General features: G+C 41.7%; 12 protein-coding genes. 7 read left to right on the forward strand and 5 right to left on the reverse strand.

The features are described from left to right. The first annotated feature begins 245 nt into the window (after positions 1-245). A complete protein-coding gene (secA, locus tag NIES1031_RS21190) occupies positions 246-3,041 on the forward strand; it encodes a preprotein translocase subunit SecA (RefSeq protein WP_073551434.1) in 2,796 nt (931 codons plus the stop codon). Between the two features lie 168 nt (positions 3,042-3,209). Beyond that, positions 3,210-3,953 carry an aspartate/glutamate racemase family protein gene (locus NIES1031_RS21195; protein ID WP_073551435.1) on the forward strand — a complete coding sequence of 248 codons (744 nt, stop codon included), beginning with the start codon at positions 3,210-3,212 and terminating at the stop codon, positions 3,951-3,953. Between the two features lie 147 nt (positions 3,954-4,100). Here the strand turns inward: NIES1031_RS21195 and NIES1031_RS21200 are convergent, their stop codons facing one another. The 3 genes from NIES1031_RS21200 to NIES1031_RS21210 all read right to left on the reverse strand — a co-directional run bounded on the left by NIES1031_RS21200 (position 4,101) and on the right by NIES1031_RS21210 (position 5,794). Next, complete coding sequence (locus tag NIES1031_RS21200; RefSeq protein WP_236738939.1) at positions 4,101-4,361, reverse strand: GNAT family N-acetyltransferase; 261 nt, start codon at positions 4,359-4,361, stop codon at positions 4,101-4,103. Between the two features lie 194 nt (positions 4,362-4,555). Continuing rightward, positions 4,556-4,966 (reverse strand): allophanate hydrolase-related protein, encoded by a 411-nt coding sequence (locus tag NIES1031_RS21205; RefSeq protein ID WP_073551436.1) that lies wholly within the window; start codon positions 4,964-4,966, stop codon positions 4,556-4,558. A 117-nt stretch (positions 4,967-5,083) separates the two neighbouring features. Beyond that, positions 5,084-5,794: a GntR family transcriptional regulator gene (locus tag NIES1031_RS21210; protein WP_178378212.1), complete on the reverse strand. Its 711-nt coding sequence runs from the start codon at positions 5,792-5,794 to the stop codon at positions 5,084-5,086. A gap of 329 nt (positions 5,795-6,123) precedes the next feature. Between NIES1031_RS21210 and NIES1031_RS21215 the strand changes: the two genes are divergently transcribed. The 3 genes from NIES1031_RS21215 (at position 6,124) to NIES1031_RS21225 (ending at position 11,041) form a co-directional block, all read left to right on the forward strand. Next, entirely contained in the window at positions 6,124-7,065 is a 942-nt protein-coding gene (locus tag NIES1031_RS21215; RefSeq protein ID WP_073551438.1) for a DMT family transporter, read from the forward strand. Positions 7,066-7,482: 417 nt separating this feature from the next. Then, positions 7,483-8,721 carry a Zn-dependent hydrolase gene (locus NIES1031_RS21220; RefSeq protein WP_073551439.1) on the forward strand — a complete coding sequence of 413 codons (1,239 nt, stop codon included), beginning with the start codon at positions 7,483-7,485 and terminating at the stop codon, positions 8,719-8,721. Positions 8,722-9,553: 832 nt separating this feature from the next. Then, the gene (locus NIES1031_RS21225) at positions 9,554-11,041 is read left to right on the forward strand and encodes a site-2 protease family protein (RefSeq protein WP_073551440.1); all 1,488 of its coding nucleotides are present in this window, start codon (positions 9,554-9,556) and stop codon (positions 11,039-11,041) included. Positions 11,042-11,098: 57 nt separating this feature from the next. Here NIES1031_RS21225 and NIES1031_RS21230 read toward each other — a convergent pair whose 3' ends face one another. Beyond that, positions 11,099-12,313 carry a glycoside hydrolase family 10-like protein gene (locus tag NIES1031_RS21230; RefSeq protein WP_073551441.1) on the reverse strand — a complete coding sequence of 405 codons (1,215 nt, stop codon included), beginning with the start codon at positions 12,311-12,313 and terminating at the stop codon, positions 11,099-11,101. Positions 12,314-13,945: 1,632 nt separating this feature from the next. Here NIES1031_RS21230 and NIES1031_RS21235 point away from each other — a divergent pair. Further along, positions 13,946-14,359: a hypothetical protein gene (locus NIES1031_RS21235; protein ID WP_073551442.1), complete on the forward strand. Its 414-nt coding sequence runs from the start codon at positions 13,946-13,948 to the stop codon at positions 14,357-14,359. 64 nt (positions 14,360-14,423) lie between these two features. Here NIES1031_RS21235 and NIES1031_RS21240 read toward each other — a convergent pair whose 3' ends face one another. After that, positions 14,424-15,335 carry a hypothetical protein gene (locus NIES1031_RS21240; protein ID WP_218596910.1) on the reverse strand — a complete coding sequence of 304 codons (912 nt, stop codon included), beginning with the start codon at positions 15,333-15,335 and terminating at the stop codon, positions 14,424-14,426. 1,410 nt (positions 15,336-16,745) lie between these two features. Here NIES1031_RS21240 and NIES1031_RS21250 point away from each other — a divergent pair. Then, a complete protein-coding gene (locus NIES1031_RS21250; protein WP_073551445.1) occupies positions 16,746-17,765 on the forward strand; it encodes a glycosyltransferase family 2 protein in 1,020 nt (339 codons plus the stop codon). Positions 17,766-17,776: the final 11 nt, after the last annotated feature.

The raw sequence follows: 17,776 nt of genomic DNA on the forward strand, positions 1-17,776 counted from the left end.
GATCGCCGCCCTTGCTTTAAGCAAGGTGATACGATGGATATAGTCTAAACTTGGAGCGTCTAGCCAAGAGCGACTGCAATTATGTTTGAGTTTCTAGGAATGCTTCACTTGTAGACGTGTATTCAATTTTGATAGAAGGTGTGCGATTGCGCTCATTCAATCAGAAATCAAGTGATTGCAGCAAACTAAACTCAATATTTAAGCTCAAAAATAAGAATAATTTTTAAAGTTTCCCGAACCCTACCATGCTGAAAAACTTGCTGGGCGATCCTAACGCTCGTAAGCTCAAAAAATTCCAGCCTTACGTTACAGACGTCAATCTTCTTGAGGAAGAAATTCAAGCGCTTTCCGATCAGCAACTTAGTAGCAAAACAGCGGAGTTTAAGCAGCGGTTGGATAAAGGCGAAACCTTGGACGATCTACTTCCAGAAGCATTCGCGGTTGTGCGAGAAGCTGGAAGACGCGTATTAGGAATGCGCCACTTTGATGTTCAACTTCTCGGTGGGGCGATCCTGCATCATGGACAAATCGCCGAAATGAAAACCGGTGAAGGTAAAACGCTGGTATCAACTCTTCCTGCTTATCTCAACGCGCTTTCTGGTAAGGGAGTACATATCGTTACGGTCAATGACTACCTAGCACGCCGCGACGCGGAATGGATGGGGCAAATCCATCGCTTTTTAGGGCTGAGTGTCGGACTAATTCAGCAAGGCATGGGACCATCAGAGCGTAAGAAAAACTATGATTGTGACATCACGTATGTTACGAATAGCGAGGTGGGCTTTGACTACTTACGTGATAACATGGCTTCCTCGATTCAGGAAGTTGTACAGCGTCCCTTCAATTACTGCGTGATCGACGAAGTTGATTCGATTTTGATTGACGAAGCGCGAACACCACTGATTATCTCAGGACAAGTCGAACGACCTACAGAAAAATATTTACAAGCTGCACAAATTGCCGCCGCGTTAAAGAAAGAAGAACATTACGAAGTTGACGAGAAAGCGCATAACGTCATTTTAACGGATGAAGGTTTCGCGGCAGCAGAAGAAATGCTGCAAGTTAAGGATTTGTATGATCCTAACGATCCTTGGGCGCACTACATCTTTAACGCACTCAAAGCAAAAGAACTTTTCACCAAAGACGTTAAATATATCGTCCGTAATGATGAAGTCATAATTGTGGATGAGTTCACAGGACGCGTTCTTCCAGGAAGGCGGTGGAGTGACGGTCTACACCAAGCAATCGAAGCAAAAGAAAGAGTTGAAATTCAGCCAGAAACGCAAACTCTAGCAACGATTACGTATCAAAACTTGTTTTTGCTGTACCCTAAACTCGCAGGAATGACCGGAACAGCTAAAACCGAAGAAGCAGAGTTTGAGCGAATTTACAAGCTAGAAGTCACAATTGTTCCTACAAACCGTCCTACCAAACGTCAAGACTTGTCTGATATGGTGTATAAGACGGAGGAAGGAAAATGGCGGGCGATCGCCGAAGAATGTGCGGAAATGCACGAACTTGGTCGCCCTGTCTTAGTGGGAACCACGAGTGTCGAAAAATCTGAATATCTTAGTGCTTTACTCAGTCAACGTAACGTACCGCACAACCTCCTTAATGCCCGTCCTGAGAACGTTGAACGCGAGTCAGAAATTATCGCCCAAGCCGGACGTAAAGGCGCGGTGACAATCGCCACAAACATGGCAGGTCGCGGAACCGATATTATTCTTGGTGGTAATGCGGATTATATGGCGCGACTCAAACTGCGCGAATACTTTATGCCCCGCATTGTCCAACCGGAAGATGAAGACGTTTTTGCGATAGAAAAAGCATCAGGATTACCCGCATCGAGTAGCAGTAGCGGTCAAGGTTTTGTTCCTGGCAAAAAAGTAAAAACGTGGAAAGCTTCACCGCAAATTTTCCCCACGCAGCTATCGCGCGAGTTAGAACAACAACTTAAAGCAGCCGTAGAATTTGCTGTACGCGAATACGGCGAACGGAGTTTACCCGAACTTGAAGCGGAAGATAAGGTTGCAGTTGCCGCAGAAAAAGCACCGACAAACGATCCTGTGATTCAAAAGCTGCGGGATGTTTATAACGCCTTGCTACGCGAATACGAAAAATTTACTTCGCGCGAACACGATGAAGTTGTCCAACTAGGTGGTTTGCATGTCATTGGCACTGAACGCCATGAATCACGGCGCATTGATAACCAATTACGCGGACGTGCCGGAAGACAAGGCGACCCTGGCTCAACGCGCTTTTTCTTGAGTTTGCAAGACAACTTGTTGCGGATTTTTGGCGGCGATCGCGTTGCGGGATTGATGACGGCGTTCCAAGTCGAAGAAGATATGCCGATTGAGTCTAAGATGCTGACTCGCAGTTTAGAAGGCGCACAAAAGAAAGTCGAAACCTACTATTACGACATCCGTAAGCAGGTGTTTGAGTACGACGAGGTAATGAATAACCAGCGTCGGGCAATTTATGCCGAACGTCGCCGCGTCCTCGAAGGTCTAGACTTAAAAGAATTGGTGATTAAGTACGCCGAAAAAACGATGGATGAAATCGTGGATTACTACATTAATCCCGATTTGCCATCAGAAGAGTGGGATTTACCAAATTTGGTAAGCAAGGTTAAAGAATTTGTTTATCTCTTAGCAGATTTAGAACCGAATCAGATGGAAGATCTTTCGGTGGGCGAAATTAAAACCTTTCTCCACGAGCAAGTGCGGATCGCGTACGATGTCAAAGAAGCGCAAGTCGATCAGATCCAGCCAGGATTGATGCGCCAAGCTGAGCGATTCTTTATCTTGCAGCAAATTGATACGCTATGGCGCGAACACTTACAACAAATGGATGCATTGCGCGAATCGGTAGGATTGCGCGGCTACGGACAAAAAGATCCATTGATTGAGTACAAGAGCGAAGGATACGAGTTGTTCTTGGATATGATGACTAATATTCGTCGTAATGTGGTATACTCTCTATTCCAATTTCAGCCGCAAGTTCAACCAGCAGTGCAAGCACCATCAGGAATGGTTTAAAGTAATGCCTGTAATTATGTAGCTTCAGTTAGACCGCTTCGGCGGTCTTCTTTTGTCTATGTGTGGCTTTAGTGATTAATCCCATTTCGCAAAATGACAACTACAAATAGTTCTTTCTCTGTTCTCCTGTAGCAACTTTAAAGTGAAACGATAAAGGTATGCTAAGCAATGAAGATCAAAGTCATCAATCCTAACACCACTGCGAGCATAACGCAAAAGATTGCAGAGGCGGCGATCGCAGTGGCAAATTCTGGAACTGAAATTATTGCGTGTAATCCAGATAAGGGTCCGGTTTCGATTGAAGGACACTATGATGAAGCGCTGAGTGTTGTTGGCATTCTTGAAGAAATTAAAAAAGGAGAAGCCGCAGGTGTTGATGGTTATGTAATTGCTTGCTTTGGCGATCCTGGATTACTCGCTGCGCGGGAATTAGCAAAGGGTCCTGTTTTAGGAATTGCAGAAGCCGCGATGCATGCTGCGAGTTTGATCGCGACTGGGTTTTCGATTGTGACGACGTTGAGTCGTACGCGGGTGATTGCCCAACATTTGGTTGCTAACTACGGTATGACGCATTTTTGTCGCAAAATTCGCGCGATTGATTTACCTGTACTTGAACTTGAGGATGAAAACTCTAACGCACGAAAAACGATTTTAGCCGAATGTCGTCAAGCTTTGATAGAAGATGGGGCTGGTGCGATCGTTTTGGGATGTGGCGGGATGGCTGATTTATCAGCGCAACTAAGTCAAGAATTAGGAGTTCCGGTTATTGATGGCGTGAGTGTCGCGGTTAAGTTTGTTGAAGCTTTGGTAAGCCTGGGCTTGAATACGAGTAAGAAGGGCGATTTAGCTTATCCGATCGCAAAGCCGTATACTGGAATGCTTTATGCTTTTGCTTTTGAGAACCGAGAATGAATTGTGGATGCCTTATGGCAGAAGTTGTAGCTATGCACACTTTTAGATAAAATTTTGGAATTCAGTCTACAGAAGTAGACTTTGTTTGTTTAGCTGCGAATTTATTCCGCTCAGCATTTATACAGGCGGTTTATGTAAATAATGACATTACCGCAAATCAAAACACATTTCATTGCTTGGGGTAAAGCCTAAGCTAGAATACACATGTTGACCAAGAGGAGAAGCATGAAGAAGTGCTCTTGTACAACCAAGCGATTTGAGGTAGTTGAGTGATTCTAGCGTGAGTTTTTTGGCAATACCTTGACGGCGATAAGCTGGCTCAACGTAGACACCCCAAATGTAGCCACTTTTACGATACTGCTCGGTCAAAACATTAGGGTAAAGTCCAGTAAATAGCTGACACCCCATAGAACCAACAACCTTAGAATCAACTTCGGCGACAAAAGCTTGGTAAGATAAATCTTGACGTACGCGTTCGATAAACTCTAGCGTGATGTTTCGCTAGTCAGACTTAACTGCATCAACAGAAATGCTCCGCAATGATTGAATCCTCGTGCAAAGTTGCTACGCGAATTGTGTAGGCAAGTGATCGCATTGCTACCCTAACTCGCAGCCTTATAAGCCGCCCAGCCACCGTGATGCGAAATATCAGGCCAATTATGTTTTTGTACTAACTCTTGCGGATAAAGAAACGCAGTCAGAACTTCGCCATCTTCTAAAACAATATCACTCGGATACATATTCGGTGGTTCATTGGCGGATAAGTAGTCAAACTCGGCTTGAGTTAATTCGTATACTTCGCCAGGAATCGAAATTCCGCCTTGTTCTACTTCGTAAATTGCAGGATGCCAACCATCACCTGCTGCATGAAGTCGATAGCAAGGTTGGGTTTTTGCTTCTTTGATAAACTTCGCCGATTGTAGGTTTTGATGATCGGGTTGTCCGCGCAATGCTGAACCACAGATAAATATCCGCTTTGTACTTGTGTTTGAGTTGGAATTAGTTTCGGTCATGTTTGTTCTCAATAATCGCCAAATGCAAGTTGAACTAGTTTAAAAAATGAATGCAATGTATGGATCGTCAAATTTGTAACAAATTCAATATTTAAGTTATCCAAAATCTAAAATATATTAACCTTCTTGAACAATACTGCTGGTTTGTTGCAAATTCTGCATTTCACGTGCGACTCGCTCTTTACTCGCCACAAGATGCGCTTTAATCGCTTGAGTTGCCGCATCGGGATTTCGCGCTTGTACGGCCTCATAAATCTGGCGATGCTCCGTCCGAATTTCTAGCACATCGCGATTATTTTGAATCGTATGAATTCTCAAAAGCATCATTTTATCAAAAACTTGATCGAGAAGTGATCGCAGCCATAAATTTCCTGAACTCTCAGCGAGTAGCCGATGAAAACGGTAATCTAAATCAAGCAGTTGAAAGTTAGTGAGTTGAGATGGTTTACTATTGATGAGCTTCTCGGCTTGCATCACCATCAAGTTTAAGTTTTGAATTTGGGACTCGGTGGCGTGTTCGCACGCTTCGACTACGGATAATTGCTCTAGTGCGAGTCGGCAATCGTATAACTGTATCGCATCGGTCATGGAAATTGTCGCGACACGTAAAATATTATTCGGTTCAGCGATGACTAATTCCTCGCGTTGCAGCTGCCGGACTGCTTCTCGAATGGGAGTTCTGCTCACCTGTAGCTTTTTGGCAAGATGAGTTTCGATTAACCGCTGCCCTGGCATTAGTTCACCTGAGAGGATAGCTGTGCGCAATGCTTGATAAGTTTGCTCCTGTAGCGATTGACTTCGCTGGAGCGATCGCGGTGACAGGGGCAATGTATAACTCCTTAATTTTTTACAGGATAAATTGCAGCCGCTCATTATTTTAAGTCGAGAAGGTTCGGCAAAAAATGAGAATTCCGGCAACCGTATACAGAATACAGTACATCGCTTCTTTGATAAATACTACATAAGATAAGACTTTAGACCTGATTATTGATACCTATAATATTTAATCTCTTCGCTACTGTGTAGCTAATTGAAAAAGTACTAGGGATGTTTAACGTTTTAATCGCAGCGTCTATTCATATACTGTTTTAGGGCTACTAAGCAGTGTATATGTAAAGTCTCTGCAAATACATTTCTATTTGGCTAGCGATCGCACTATGGAGCAGTTCAAACTCGGCTCAGTTAGTAACACGCCTCAAAATCTAATCTCAAATGGATTTGCTGCGATCGTGCTGGGAATGGCTTTACTCGGAATTGCGTTTGCTTCGATTTTAACGGTTGTTACTCAGGATGAAATTGGACCAAATGCAACAACTTTTAATCGTTTGGGCATCGCGGCGATCACATTTGCAGGATGGAATGGATTCAGGTTTCTTGGTCAAATTCACGCACATTCTGTATCGGCGCTGGTTTATACCTGGCGTGATCGCAGTTTACTCGCAATAGCGGGAACGAGTTTCGCCGCTTCACTCACGTTATGGGCATGGTCATTAACGCAAACGAGTATTGCTAACTCTACATTACTGAATAATATGATGCCAATCTTTACAACTTTAGGTGCGTGGCTCGTACTTGGTCAAAAATTTTCAGCTAGATTCGTCTTAGGAATGGCGATCGCTGTGTGTGGCGCGATCGCGATTGGAATTGAAGATTTTCAAGGCGCAAATAGTAACCTTTTCGGAGATAGTGCGGCGTTAGGCGCAGCGATGTTAGCAGCAGTGTGTCTTTTGAGTTTAGAGCAACTCCGCCTTAAATTTGCAACACCGACAATTATGCAATGGACGTGTTTAATCGGGAGTTTGGGTGTATTTCCCGTTATCTTACTGACGCAAGAGCCATTGTTTCCTACGTCTGGGGTTGGTTGGTGTACAGTTATTTCTTTAGCGATTGTCTGCCAAGTTGTCGGTCAAGGATTACTAACGTATAGCTTGGCAAAATTTTCCTCTGGGTTAGTTGCTGTTTCGATGCTGGCGATTCCGGCGATCGCTGCTGTACTCGCGCTGATTATTTTTGCCGAAAAGTTGAGTATTTTGAATTTATGCGCGTTTGCGGTTGTTCTGGCAGGCGTTTACTTAGCCATATCCGCACGGAGCAATTAGCATTGGTGTTGCCTGAGTCATGGGGAATAGAGACTCTTTCCAATGACCAAAGACCAGTTACCGCCGTTCCTTCTTTAGAGACCTCTTTAGGCGTGCGGCGGCTTCGCCAATTACCAGCCCTTAAGTTTATGTTTATTTTTACCCACTTACTTAGCGATAACAAGTGCTAGAGTATTCAGCTTTACTGTATACAGAATACAATACGTGCAATGCTAGGAAATAGGACGTTACCTTTAGAAATTTTGGCATGACGACAAACGTAACTAATGGTGTTATGTGCATTAGGAACACTGACAACAGAGTTTGCTGTTTTGCTGAATAGGATTGCGATCGCTTCGTTTCAATTTTTCTCGCGCCTTCTTGAAGGCGAGAAACTATCTTTTACTCGACACAATAAGTAATTTCAAAGAGGGTTTTATGACTGTTGCATTAATACCTGTCGTGAATGGCGATCGCTTGAATCGAAATATTTCGCAGTTAGCTGAAATTGGCAAACTCCCAGGAGGAGGCGTAAGCCGCGTAGCGTTTACAGCTGAAGATATACTCGCGCGACAACTTGTACAATCGTGGATGATTGAAGCTGGAATGACGGTACAGATTGATGCCGCAGGAAATATTATCGGTACTTATGCAGGAAGACAAGAAAATGCAGGGACGCTCGCTACGGGTTCGCATATTGATACTGTTCCTGTAGCGGGGAAGTTTGATGGCGTTCTTGGCGTTTTAGCAGGAATTGAAGTTGTACACGTCCTTCAAGAAAATAATATTCGCCTGCGACACCCAATCGAGGTGATAGTGTTTACTGACGAAGAAAACAGCGTTCTTGGTTGCAAAGCAATGGCGGGGACTGCGGTTCTCGATCCTGAATGTTATCGTCGCAATGATGGTACGCCAATTGAAGCTTGTTTAGCACGAATTGGTGGTGATTGGTCGCAATTGGCAACTGCAAAGCGCCAGCCAGGTGAAATTGCGGCGTTTGTAGAATTACACGTCGAGCAAGGTGGTGTTTTAGAAAGTACAGGAGATGATGTTGGGGTTGTCATTGGCATTGTCGGACAGTATCGTCACCATGTCACTGTTACCGGGCGTCCGAACCATGCGGGAACAACGCCGATGAATATGCGTAAAGATGCTTTAGTTGCTGCATCGCAAATTGTCTTAGCTGTCAACAAGTTAGCAACCGCAACTCCAGGAGAACAGGTAGCAACAGTAGGTTACTTTAGTGTTTCTCCAAACGCAGCTAATATTGTACCGGCGAGGGTAGACTTGAAAATTGACTTGCGCGATATGTCCCAGACTCATTTAGAAGATATGGTAGCGCAGATCAAAAATCAGCTTGTAGACATTGCGGCTGCAACGCAAACAGAAATCGAAATGACGCAGATGCTGCACGTTTTACCAACATTAGCTGCACCAGATATTCAAGCGGCGATCGCGCAAATTTGTCAGCATTTGGGCTTAAGCTATACCTACTTACCAAGTCGCGCGGGACACGATGCGCAAGAAATTGGTCGATTTGCGGATATGGGAATGATTTTTGTCCCTAGTCGCGCTGGAATTAGCCACGCTGAGGATGAATATACTTCGCCAGAACACTGCACGCAAGGCGCGAATGTCCTTTTGCAAACTTTCTTAAAGCTGGATGAAATTTATTGAGAAGTTAGCAGGCGTTTTGCCTAGTGATATTACATCCAGTTAAAAACCATCCTGAAGGTAGCAGGTATTTAATGGTGGTATAAGTAGCACTCCTGATTCATAATTAAGTGCTACTTTATAAAAGTATCAATGCATAGCGCAAAGCTGCACAACTTAACTTCTAAGCTAATATGCTTAGTTGAAACAAAAGCGATACACCCCTACAAATTGTCTTCTTTTTTAGAAGATTAACAAATAATGTTTGAATAAGTGTATTATTACTCTATGGTCATTAAGCTACTTAATACTTGATGACTATTTAAATAAACTAGTTTTTATTATTGGGATTTCCTCCTGAATGAAATTGCTTGTTTAACTATAGCTTGTAAGTTTTGACTCTATGTTCTGTGTTCTGTAAGATTTGCAAGTAACATCATTTTCCTTGAAGAGTCAAGTTTTTGATTGCTGATTTCCTGAAGAAAACATAATTTTTCAGTAACAACAATCCAGAATACAAAGAACGTCTGCGATAGCGATTAGCTCTGTAACAAAACGTCATGTATCGCGCGATTTGTAAACTTAATTACATACAATTTATTCTGTAGCCAAAAGTTCATTGTATAAGTTTACACATAATCAAGGCTTGAGTTATGTAAATCAGCAAGCAAGCCGATTTGCGTAAACTTGCTTGTAGTGGAGAGTTTGCAGTTAATTGCTGTCCTTGATAACAAGAAGCGCAAGAATCAGCAACTCGCTACTAACTTCTAGTCAAGGAAGTCTTGTAAATTATTAAGAGTATTGGCAACAGCTAGCGAGCTAAAGCCGATCGCAGGTTGAAGCGAAGGTGGGAAATATGTCGATAACCTCTGAAACTTCTATAGTCGGGCTGATTGTATTAGCAGCTTTTATGATATTGGGCTGGGGCTTTTATCGCGCTAGACCGTATGGCAAGCTAGGAATCATTGCCTGGTTACAGTCAGTGGTGTTAATGGCTCCGTGGTTACTGTTTTTTGGTTCATTCGCAGCGGGAATTTATATAAATATAGTGGGAATATTGTTTTTGTTAGTCGCTTCAGCCGCAGTGTATATTTTTCTGGGAAGACAACTGCGGGCGGCTGGTCAAGATGCGATTTTGCGATCGCGCGCAACCGAACGCCTTGCGAATGCAACTCAAGCCAACACCCAAACTGAAGAAACGACTTTACCCGCACAGCTACAACCCGAAGTCGTACCGATCGCTGATGCCGACTTAACGGCAATTCGCAGCATTTTTGGCGTTGATACTTTTTTTGCTACCGAAACAATTCCTTATCAAGAGGGAATTATCTTTAGGGGTAATCTGCGCGGAGAACCCGAAGCGGTTTTCCAAAAACTAAATAGCAATCTCCAACAACAATTGGGTGATCGCTATCGTCTGTTTTTAGTCGAAAACTTGGATGGTAAGCCGGTTGTGATTGTACTGCCTAGCCGTAACGATCCTCAGCCGACGACTGTACCACAAACAATCCTGGCAATTGCCTTGCTCGTCGCCACGATTGCTACGTGTCTTGAAGCTGGGGGCATCTTGCTAGGGTTTGATTTCTTTACAAACTGGCAACGATTTTCAGAACCTTTACCAATTGCAGCGGGTATTTTAGCCGTTTTACTAACGCATGAACTCGGTCATCGCTTGATCGCACGGCGTTATCAAGTACGTCTTAGCCCACCCTTTTTTCTGCCAACTTTACAAATTGGTGCTTTCGGTGCGATTACTCGTTTTCAGTCAATATTACCCAACCGGAAAGTTTTATTCGATGTCGCTTTCGCCGGACCTGCATTTGGCGGTGTTTTATCTTTCGTTATCTTGATCCTTGGCTTATTACTTTCTCGCCCTGAAAGCTTATTTCAAGTACCAACCGAGTTTTTTCAAGGGTCGATTTTAGTAGGAACAATTGCTCGTGTCATTTTAGGTTCGGCGCTGCAACAAAACATTGTTGCGGTTCACCCACTCACGGTGATTGGTTGGTTAGGTTTAGTCATTACAGCACTAAATTTAATGCCAGCAGGACAATTAGATGGCGGGCGGATTGTGCAAGCAATCTACGGGCGCAAAACCGCTGGACGTGCCACAATCGCAACCTTAATTGTGCTGGCGATCGCCTCATTTGCTAATCCGCTAGCTTTATATTGGGCAGTTGTGATTGTCTTTTTGCAACGCGACTTAGAACGCCCCAGCCAAAATGAACTCAGCGAACCCGACGACGCCCGCGCGGCTTTGGGATTACTCGCTTTATTTTTAATGGTTGCAACCCTCTTACCACTTACTCCTGCGTTAGCAGGACGTTTGGGGATCGGTGGATGAGAGAATGAACAGAGCAAAGCAAGCAGAGGGAAAATCAATTAAAACTAATCACTGTTACTAGCCACTCTTCCACCCTTTGTAAATATTTGGTCGCGCTGCTGCTGCTGAAAAAATTCTTTGAAAGACGGATTGGCGATCGCTTGACTTCTCCTGCGAAAGGTTCCACAAAGTTTCGTAGAAGAAAAAGGAAACTCCTGCAAATTTGCGCTGGCGGACTGCTGCTACTTGTTCTTGAATCTGTTGAATTGGCACATGGCGGTTTTTTAGCCCGCTTAAAATTCCAATACTGACTGGAATATGACGTTTTGCTGCAACAACTTCAGGATACTGCAATTCGCTGATGAATACGTTGATGTCGTTGCGATAGACTTGCAAAATTAATTCTTCGACGAAGCCTTTACGCTCCCACTTTTCCCAATCGGCTAAAAATAAGTCGTAGGAAAAGCGTTGCGGATTTGGCGAGACAGATATTAAGCAATTTGGCTTTCTAGCTTTGACAGCATGAAAAACTTGTTGCATATACGCTGTAATCTTATCAGCACGCCAGCGTACCCATGCTGCATCTTGGGGATCGCTTGGTGGACGTTGACCCTGGTGTTCTTTTTGATAAAGCGCTATGGTGTAGGCATCGTACCCGAACTCGGACGGTAAGCCGAAGTGATCGTCAAATTGAATACCGTTTACATCATAATTGCTAACAATTTCGACAATGAGATCTAATATAAATCGCTGTACATCAGGACGGAAGGGATTTAGCCATACACGTTCGTGCGTTCCCTCTTGCCAAATTTTGCTACCGTCACGGCGAGTTGTCAGCCATTGCGGATAACGTTGAGCAAGCAGTGAATCCGCCGGTGCCATAAAGCCAAACTCAAACCAAGGAATGACTGCCATTTTTTTCTGATGTGCTTGTCGCACAATTTCGTTTAAGATATCGCGCTGTCGTAGCCCTGGGGTGGGATCGAGCGATCGCCCAATTACGCGTTGTGCGACTCGGCTAGGGTAAAGCGTATAGCCCCAATTCCAAACTGTCGGATAAATTGTATTGAAGTTGAGTTGATGTAAGCGGGCGATCGCTTGCGTAAGGCGATCGCGATTAAATAAAACATCACTATCTATATTTGTTAACCATACACCCCTTAACTCTGGTGCTGAAGTGCGAGCGCTAGCAATGGTTGTTTGGTGCGATAGTGGCGTAAGTACTAAAGTTATAGCCAGGCTCACCGCACAGATTAAGAGCAGTAGATACTGCGATCGGTGCAATTTAAGCATTTTAAATCAGTACCAATGATAGGCTAATCTGTTCAAACTCTGAAGTATACAGGGATTAGCTCCTCAAAAATATTAAGTTCGCGTGCTGGTTATTTGCGAGGCAGGCTAGTTCGCCAAAATTTAACAAACATAATGCGTCTTCACTAAGTTTTGTTAAGGCTTAAATTTGCTAAGTACAGAATTATCTTTTTACAAACTTAATTCTTCTACTTTTTCTAACTCTGCTTTATATTTCTTAATACTAAAGTTTTAGCAGTATTTGTTTCACACGAAGAACTGAACATAGTAAATTAGCCAAAAGTCATAAATACAGCAATCATCTCCAACGCTGTGTTGTTTGTCGAGCCTCTTAACCACAAGCACATTATCTCGATAGTAGTACGACTCAAAAGTAATTCTCTATACACTAAAGTAGAGTAAATCTTTTAAATTTTATTTTTTTATAACCTAAGTTCAGCAAAATTAGGTAGTATAGTTTTGTAGCTTTAGTTGAACATTTTTTTCTATCAGCAGATTAATCTTATATTTTTCTTTACGAAAAGTATTACTTAGCTTCATCAAATCTTTAACAACAACTTCATCAAAAATTTAAGTACCGTCCGAGAACTTGCCGCATAAATACATACACTAGTGCTGAGAGGTTCATAGACCTTTTAAAATTAAGTTGTATGATAAAAAACTTAATTTTAGAGTCGAGCTAATCAGGAAAATATGATGAAAACCGTAGCTAATATGCAAACAGAAGCAATTGCTGATACGAAGCAATGGATGACTTTGAGCAAGGATAAAGCGCGACATTTTGTTCCGTATAAGTGCTGTTATTTGACCAGAATTGAGGCAAATTTCGTACTCGGATAAAAAAAAGATTTTGCAATTCTTTTAATTTTGTATAAGAGAATACAGTTTTTTTTGAGTTGGTATGTACATACTGTAATTGCACCTGAAGAACACCGAACATTTCAGTATATTTCCTGCCTACAGAAAAGCTAAGCGCTAAATAATAACTACTTTCTCCAGTGTTTTACGCTGCGGGTTGTTCAAGAAGACACCATATGAGTGCACTTAAGCAACCTAAGTTAAGAGGATAGATCTGTATTAATTCAAAGCGTTCTATACCTCGTTATAACAGTGCTTGACGCGTTGCAAGTTATTGAAAATAATGCAAAAGTTGATTCAGTACTGACTCAACTAATTAGTAAGAGCGATCGCTAGTAGAATTTACAACAGCGTATTTGGAAGAGGAATTAAGAATACGCGTTTAATAAAAACAACTTTATAGTTGGATTATTATTTTTGTGCCTATTTGAATTAAGCGCGTACGTTTTATTTCTTCGCTTGAGGATTATATATGTTTTTAATATAGAAATAATTTGTAATGTTTCGATAAACGTAGAACTCTATTTTTGGTTACCAAAGTTCGTACTTAGGATATGACAATCAAGCAACTAATTAAAGAGATTAATTTATTTAGTTTCTGGAAAATCTTTACCTAGTTTTGAAGTATTCTAAAGCACAAGTTAATTAAAAACGTGCGTTATCGCGGAGTGTCTATAAGGTGGTGTGAATTTCGTGTTTAACTTGCAGTGTAAGGATCAATTCTTCTAGAGCAGTAATTTTTGTGAGAGGTTTCTAATGCCTGGCAAACGTAGTAGTCGTAAAAATGTAACACGCTTTTTTTGCCCTTATTGCGAGCAGCGATTGTGGCGTAGAGGTGGAGAGAAATATCACTTATTTTATACAGGAGCATTAGAGATCCAACAAAATGTAAGTATGCCCCGCCAGAGCGCAGTGATGTTAGCAGCAAAAGGCGTGTATGTTGATAATAATGTTTGGATTGAAGAGTTTACGTGTGGTCAACACGGTAAAATGTGGTTGAAAGTTTGTCGGAAAGAAGATGGAAGAACGGTGACTTCGCTAGCAACTCATAAAGACTGGAAAAGAACAAGTCGTACAATTCATCCTGAAACTCCTAACCCCTCGGTAAGCGAGTTTACTTACCGCATGAGTCGTCAGACTTCGACAAAACTTATCTACCATAAAGAATAATTTGGCACTTTGCAAAAAATATCTACTACTACAGAGCTTAGCTAAATCTTCTGATTTTTTCTGCCTATAGCTTTGGTGAATGATGTAATTGATACATTTTATGCGCGTTGTGAAACCATTCATAAAGCGAAGTCAAGCGATTTTGATGTAATGCCAAGCTTGCACTACTAAGATTGTAGTTATATGCTATCTCATCTAAAAAAGCCTGTGTGGCATGTAAACAAAGATGCGCAGTATCTCGTAAACGGGTAAAATTAATACTTAATTCTGGACTACTAGGATGCGAATGAGAAAAGTAAGAATAATTAAGTTGCAGATCTAACCAGCTTGCTGGTATGACTCTCAAGCTGAGTTGCCTGGCAGGACTACATATAAAGTTAAGCCCTAACACAGCTGCGCGCTTAGAAGTGGTATCCGCCTCAGGAGAACCCCATTTTATTTTGGGTTTTGAACTTGAAGAATATCGAGTAGGATACTCTTTATGCGTAGCAATAAACACCTCTAATTTTTCTTTTAGCTTTATTAACTCTAGACTTTTAGGAGACTCTTTCAGTTCCTCATTAATGTTAACCAGTAAACTGCAAGCTTGCTCAATCGAAGTAGAAATGTATTCATAGAAAAGAGCAGGTTCTGCTTCCTCGAGCAAATACATTAACGTAATAGTAGCATCACATAACTGCTCTACTAAAAAATTAACTCCTACCTGATCTTGTTGGTATATTTCTAATAAAACGTAGGAATAATAGTGGCTACACATTTTGGTATACAAGCCTAGAATAGCCAAGTTGAAAGGCTCATCCGCAAATTCTTTAATAGCTTTAACCGCTGATTTGATTTGTTCCAAATACTGATGTAGGGTTTGTGCAGTTTTGAGAAAGGCATCAGCAAAGGCTTGCTCAGAACTTTCAAGCGAGTCTAAGTTCGGCAAATAAAATTGAACTTGATTAGACGGCAGTTTTGTATTCATCAAAGCCACAGATCAGCTACTTTACATTTTGTGTAGCACACGTCAAAGATGATAGAGTCGAGAGAATGTCCCGCCTTTGACCAAAATCACACCTTATAGCTAACAAACATCACATTAAGCACAAATCTTAGAGATTTAATTGGTCAAAGTGTAGCTTACAGATGTGAAATTTGAGATGTACAACACTCACCAGAGATATGGTTCTCTAAAAAAAATCTACTTGTATTTACATCTTACCTAAGATAGGAACGAAAATAGAACTCAGCCCGTCCTACCTTCTACGATCAATCACTCCTGCCCTCCCCAACGTCTACCAAAAGATAGGAATTACATTGAGTTACAACCTTTTTGAAATCCAAAGGTTTAGATACCAAGTTTTTCATTACAATATACCAATAATAATCATTCCTAATCTGAAGCATAATTTCACTAAGTATTGAAACCTAACCTAAGTAGGTAGAAATTCAACAGAATACAATTACCGTAGATTTGCCTATTAATTCGTTTCCGTGTTTTCTTTCTTAATAAATAAGATAGGCAATTTAAATGTCCAAGAGCTTATCACTAGACGAAATCTTCGTCAAACGGAAATATAATGACTTATTTCTGGAAATTTAGGTAAAAGTCAGGATTTTGTAGCGTAGAATACAGCATAAACGTTTTTATTTATATATAATTATGTCTCATAAATTAAGTTTTCAAGGTAACACACATTAACATAACTTAAAATTGCCAGCGGAGTACCTTCGCTGTAGTCTGCTAAAGAAGACACCGAGAGTGCACTTGAGCAGCCTAAGGAGAGGGGAAGAGTATGCCTTTTTGAGGTGAAGCTTGTGTTTGCGAAATAATACTTTCTCTGGACAACTGCAAGCTTTTTAGCAGTAATGCAGAGAATAAAAAATTAAATTAGACAACTATAGCTCTTTATCAACAGCTCATATTCTCTAGTATTAGAGGTTATGGGTTGCTTTTTTTTTACATAAGTTGCCGCGTTGATTTCTGGCGGCTTCCCGCTGGTGTATTAACAAAGACAACGATAGGAACCCTTTTTTCATGTATATAGATGTGTCAAACAAACAGAAGCAGTGGATTACGTTCAAAGTTTCAGAAATGGAAATGAGCGCACTTGAAGCTTATTGCCAGCGAACCGAAAGAACCAAGACCGATGTTTTGCGAGAATTAATCCGTAAGTTGCCAACTTATACAAATTCATCTAATCCTCGCAATTCTTTTAATAGTCAGTAAGTAGTTTCTTAATGGCATTGCGGTACTAGCGCAGCAAGATTTGTCATTACTTATTGCTTTAACACATCAATCCACAAACTCATTTTCCACAGGATTGCGCGAAGCGATGTTTGCATTCGCTTACCGCCTGATCAAAACAGCCTGCTTCAACTTTCGCTAATTGCGGGTAAGACAATGACTCAAGTACTTCAACAGCAATCAACACCTTCTAGCATTGAAAAGACACCACTAGTTAGTGTCATTATTAATAATTACAACTACGGTCGGTTCTTGACTCAAGCCATTGAAAGTGTTTTAAACCAGAGTTACTCAAACTGGGAATTGATCGTTGTTGATGATGGGTCAACAGACAATTCTCGCGAAATTATTGAAGCTTACAAAGAGAAACTGATACCGATCTTGCAAAAGAATGCAGGACAAGGAGAGGCTATTAATACAGGAATTGCACACGCTCAAGGCGAAATTATCAGTTTTTTAGATGCAGACGACTACTTTGCGCGCGACAAACTAGAAAAAATCGTAGCAGGGTTTTGCGAGCATCCGGAATGGGTACAAATTTCTCATTGCTGGATTTCAGTCAACAGTGAAGGTCAAACTGTTGGTCGAGGCTCGACGATCTTGAGTCAAGGAGATGTACGCAATCTACTATTACGCTGGGGCAGATATGCAATGGGAATTACATCAGGACTTGCATATCGTCGTGCAGTTTTACAAAAAGTTTTGCCTATTCCCACGAGAAAAGCGGCTGCTGCTGATACATATTTAACAGTAGCTGTTCCTTTTTATGGTGAAGTAGGGTGCATTAATGAACCGCTAATGTTTTATCGCATTCATGGTAGTAACAAACAAGCGCATAACGACAACGTACCCTATCTAATTCAAGAGCGCGAGGATACCGCAACTTTTATCAATCAAGCCTCTGCCAAGGTGGGATTAGCCGAGCGATTTGATCTTCTCAAAGACGTCGATTATCGCAGTCTCACAGCACTACAACAGGGTGGCGTACCTTTAACAGAAGCGATAGAAATTCTTTGGTTGTCATTGAGAGAAAGCATTGCAATTGGCAGAAGTGCAAGAGATACTCTCGAAAGGGTATTGCGGCGTGGAATTTGCACACTGTTTCCTTCCGAAGGTAGGGCTGTTCTTCGTTTAGGACTGCGTGGCTACTTGCGTTTCAAGTTATTCGGTCAATAGCTGAGAAAGAA

This window comes from Chroogloeocystis siderophila 5.2 s.c.1 (genome assembly GCF_001904655.1).
Taxonomy (GTDB): Bacteria; Cyanobacteriota; Cyanobacteriia; order Cyanobacteriales; family Chroococcidiopsidaceae; genus Chroogloeocystis; species Chroogloeocystis siderophila.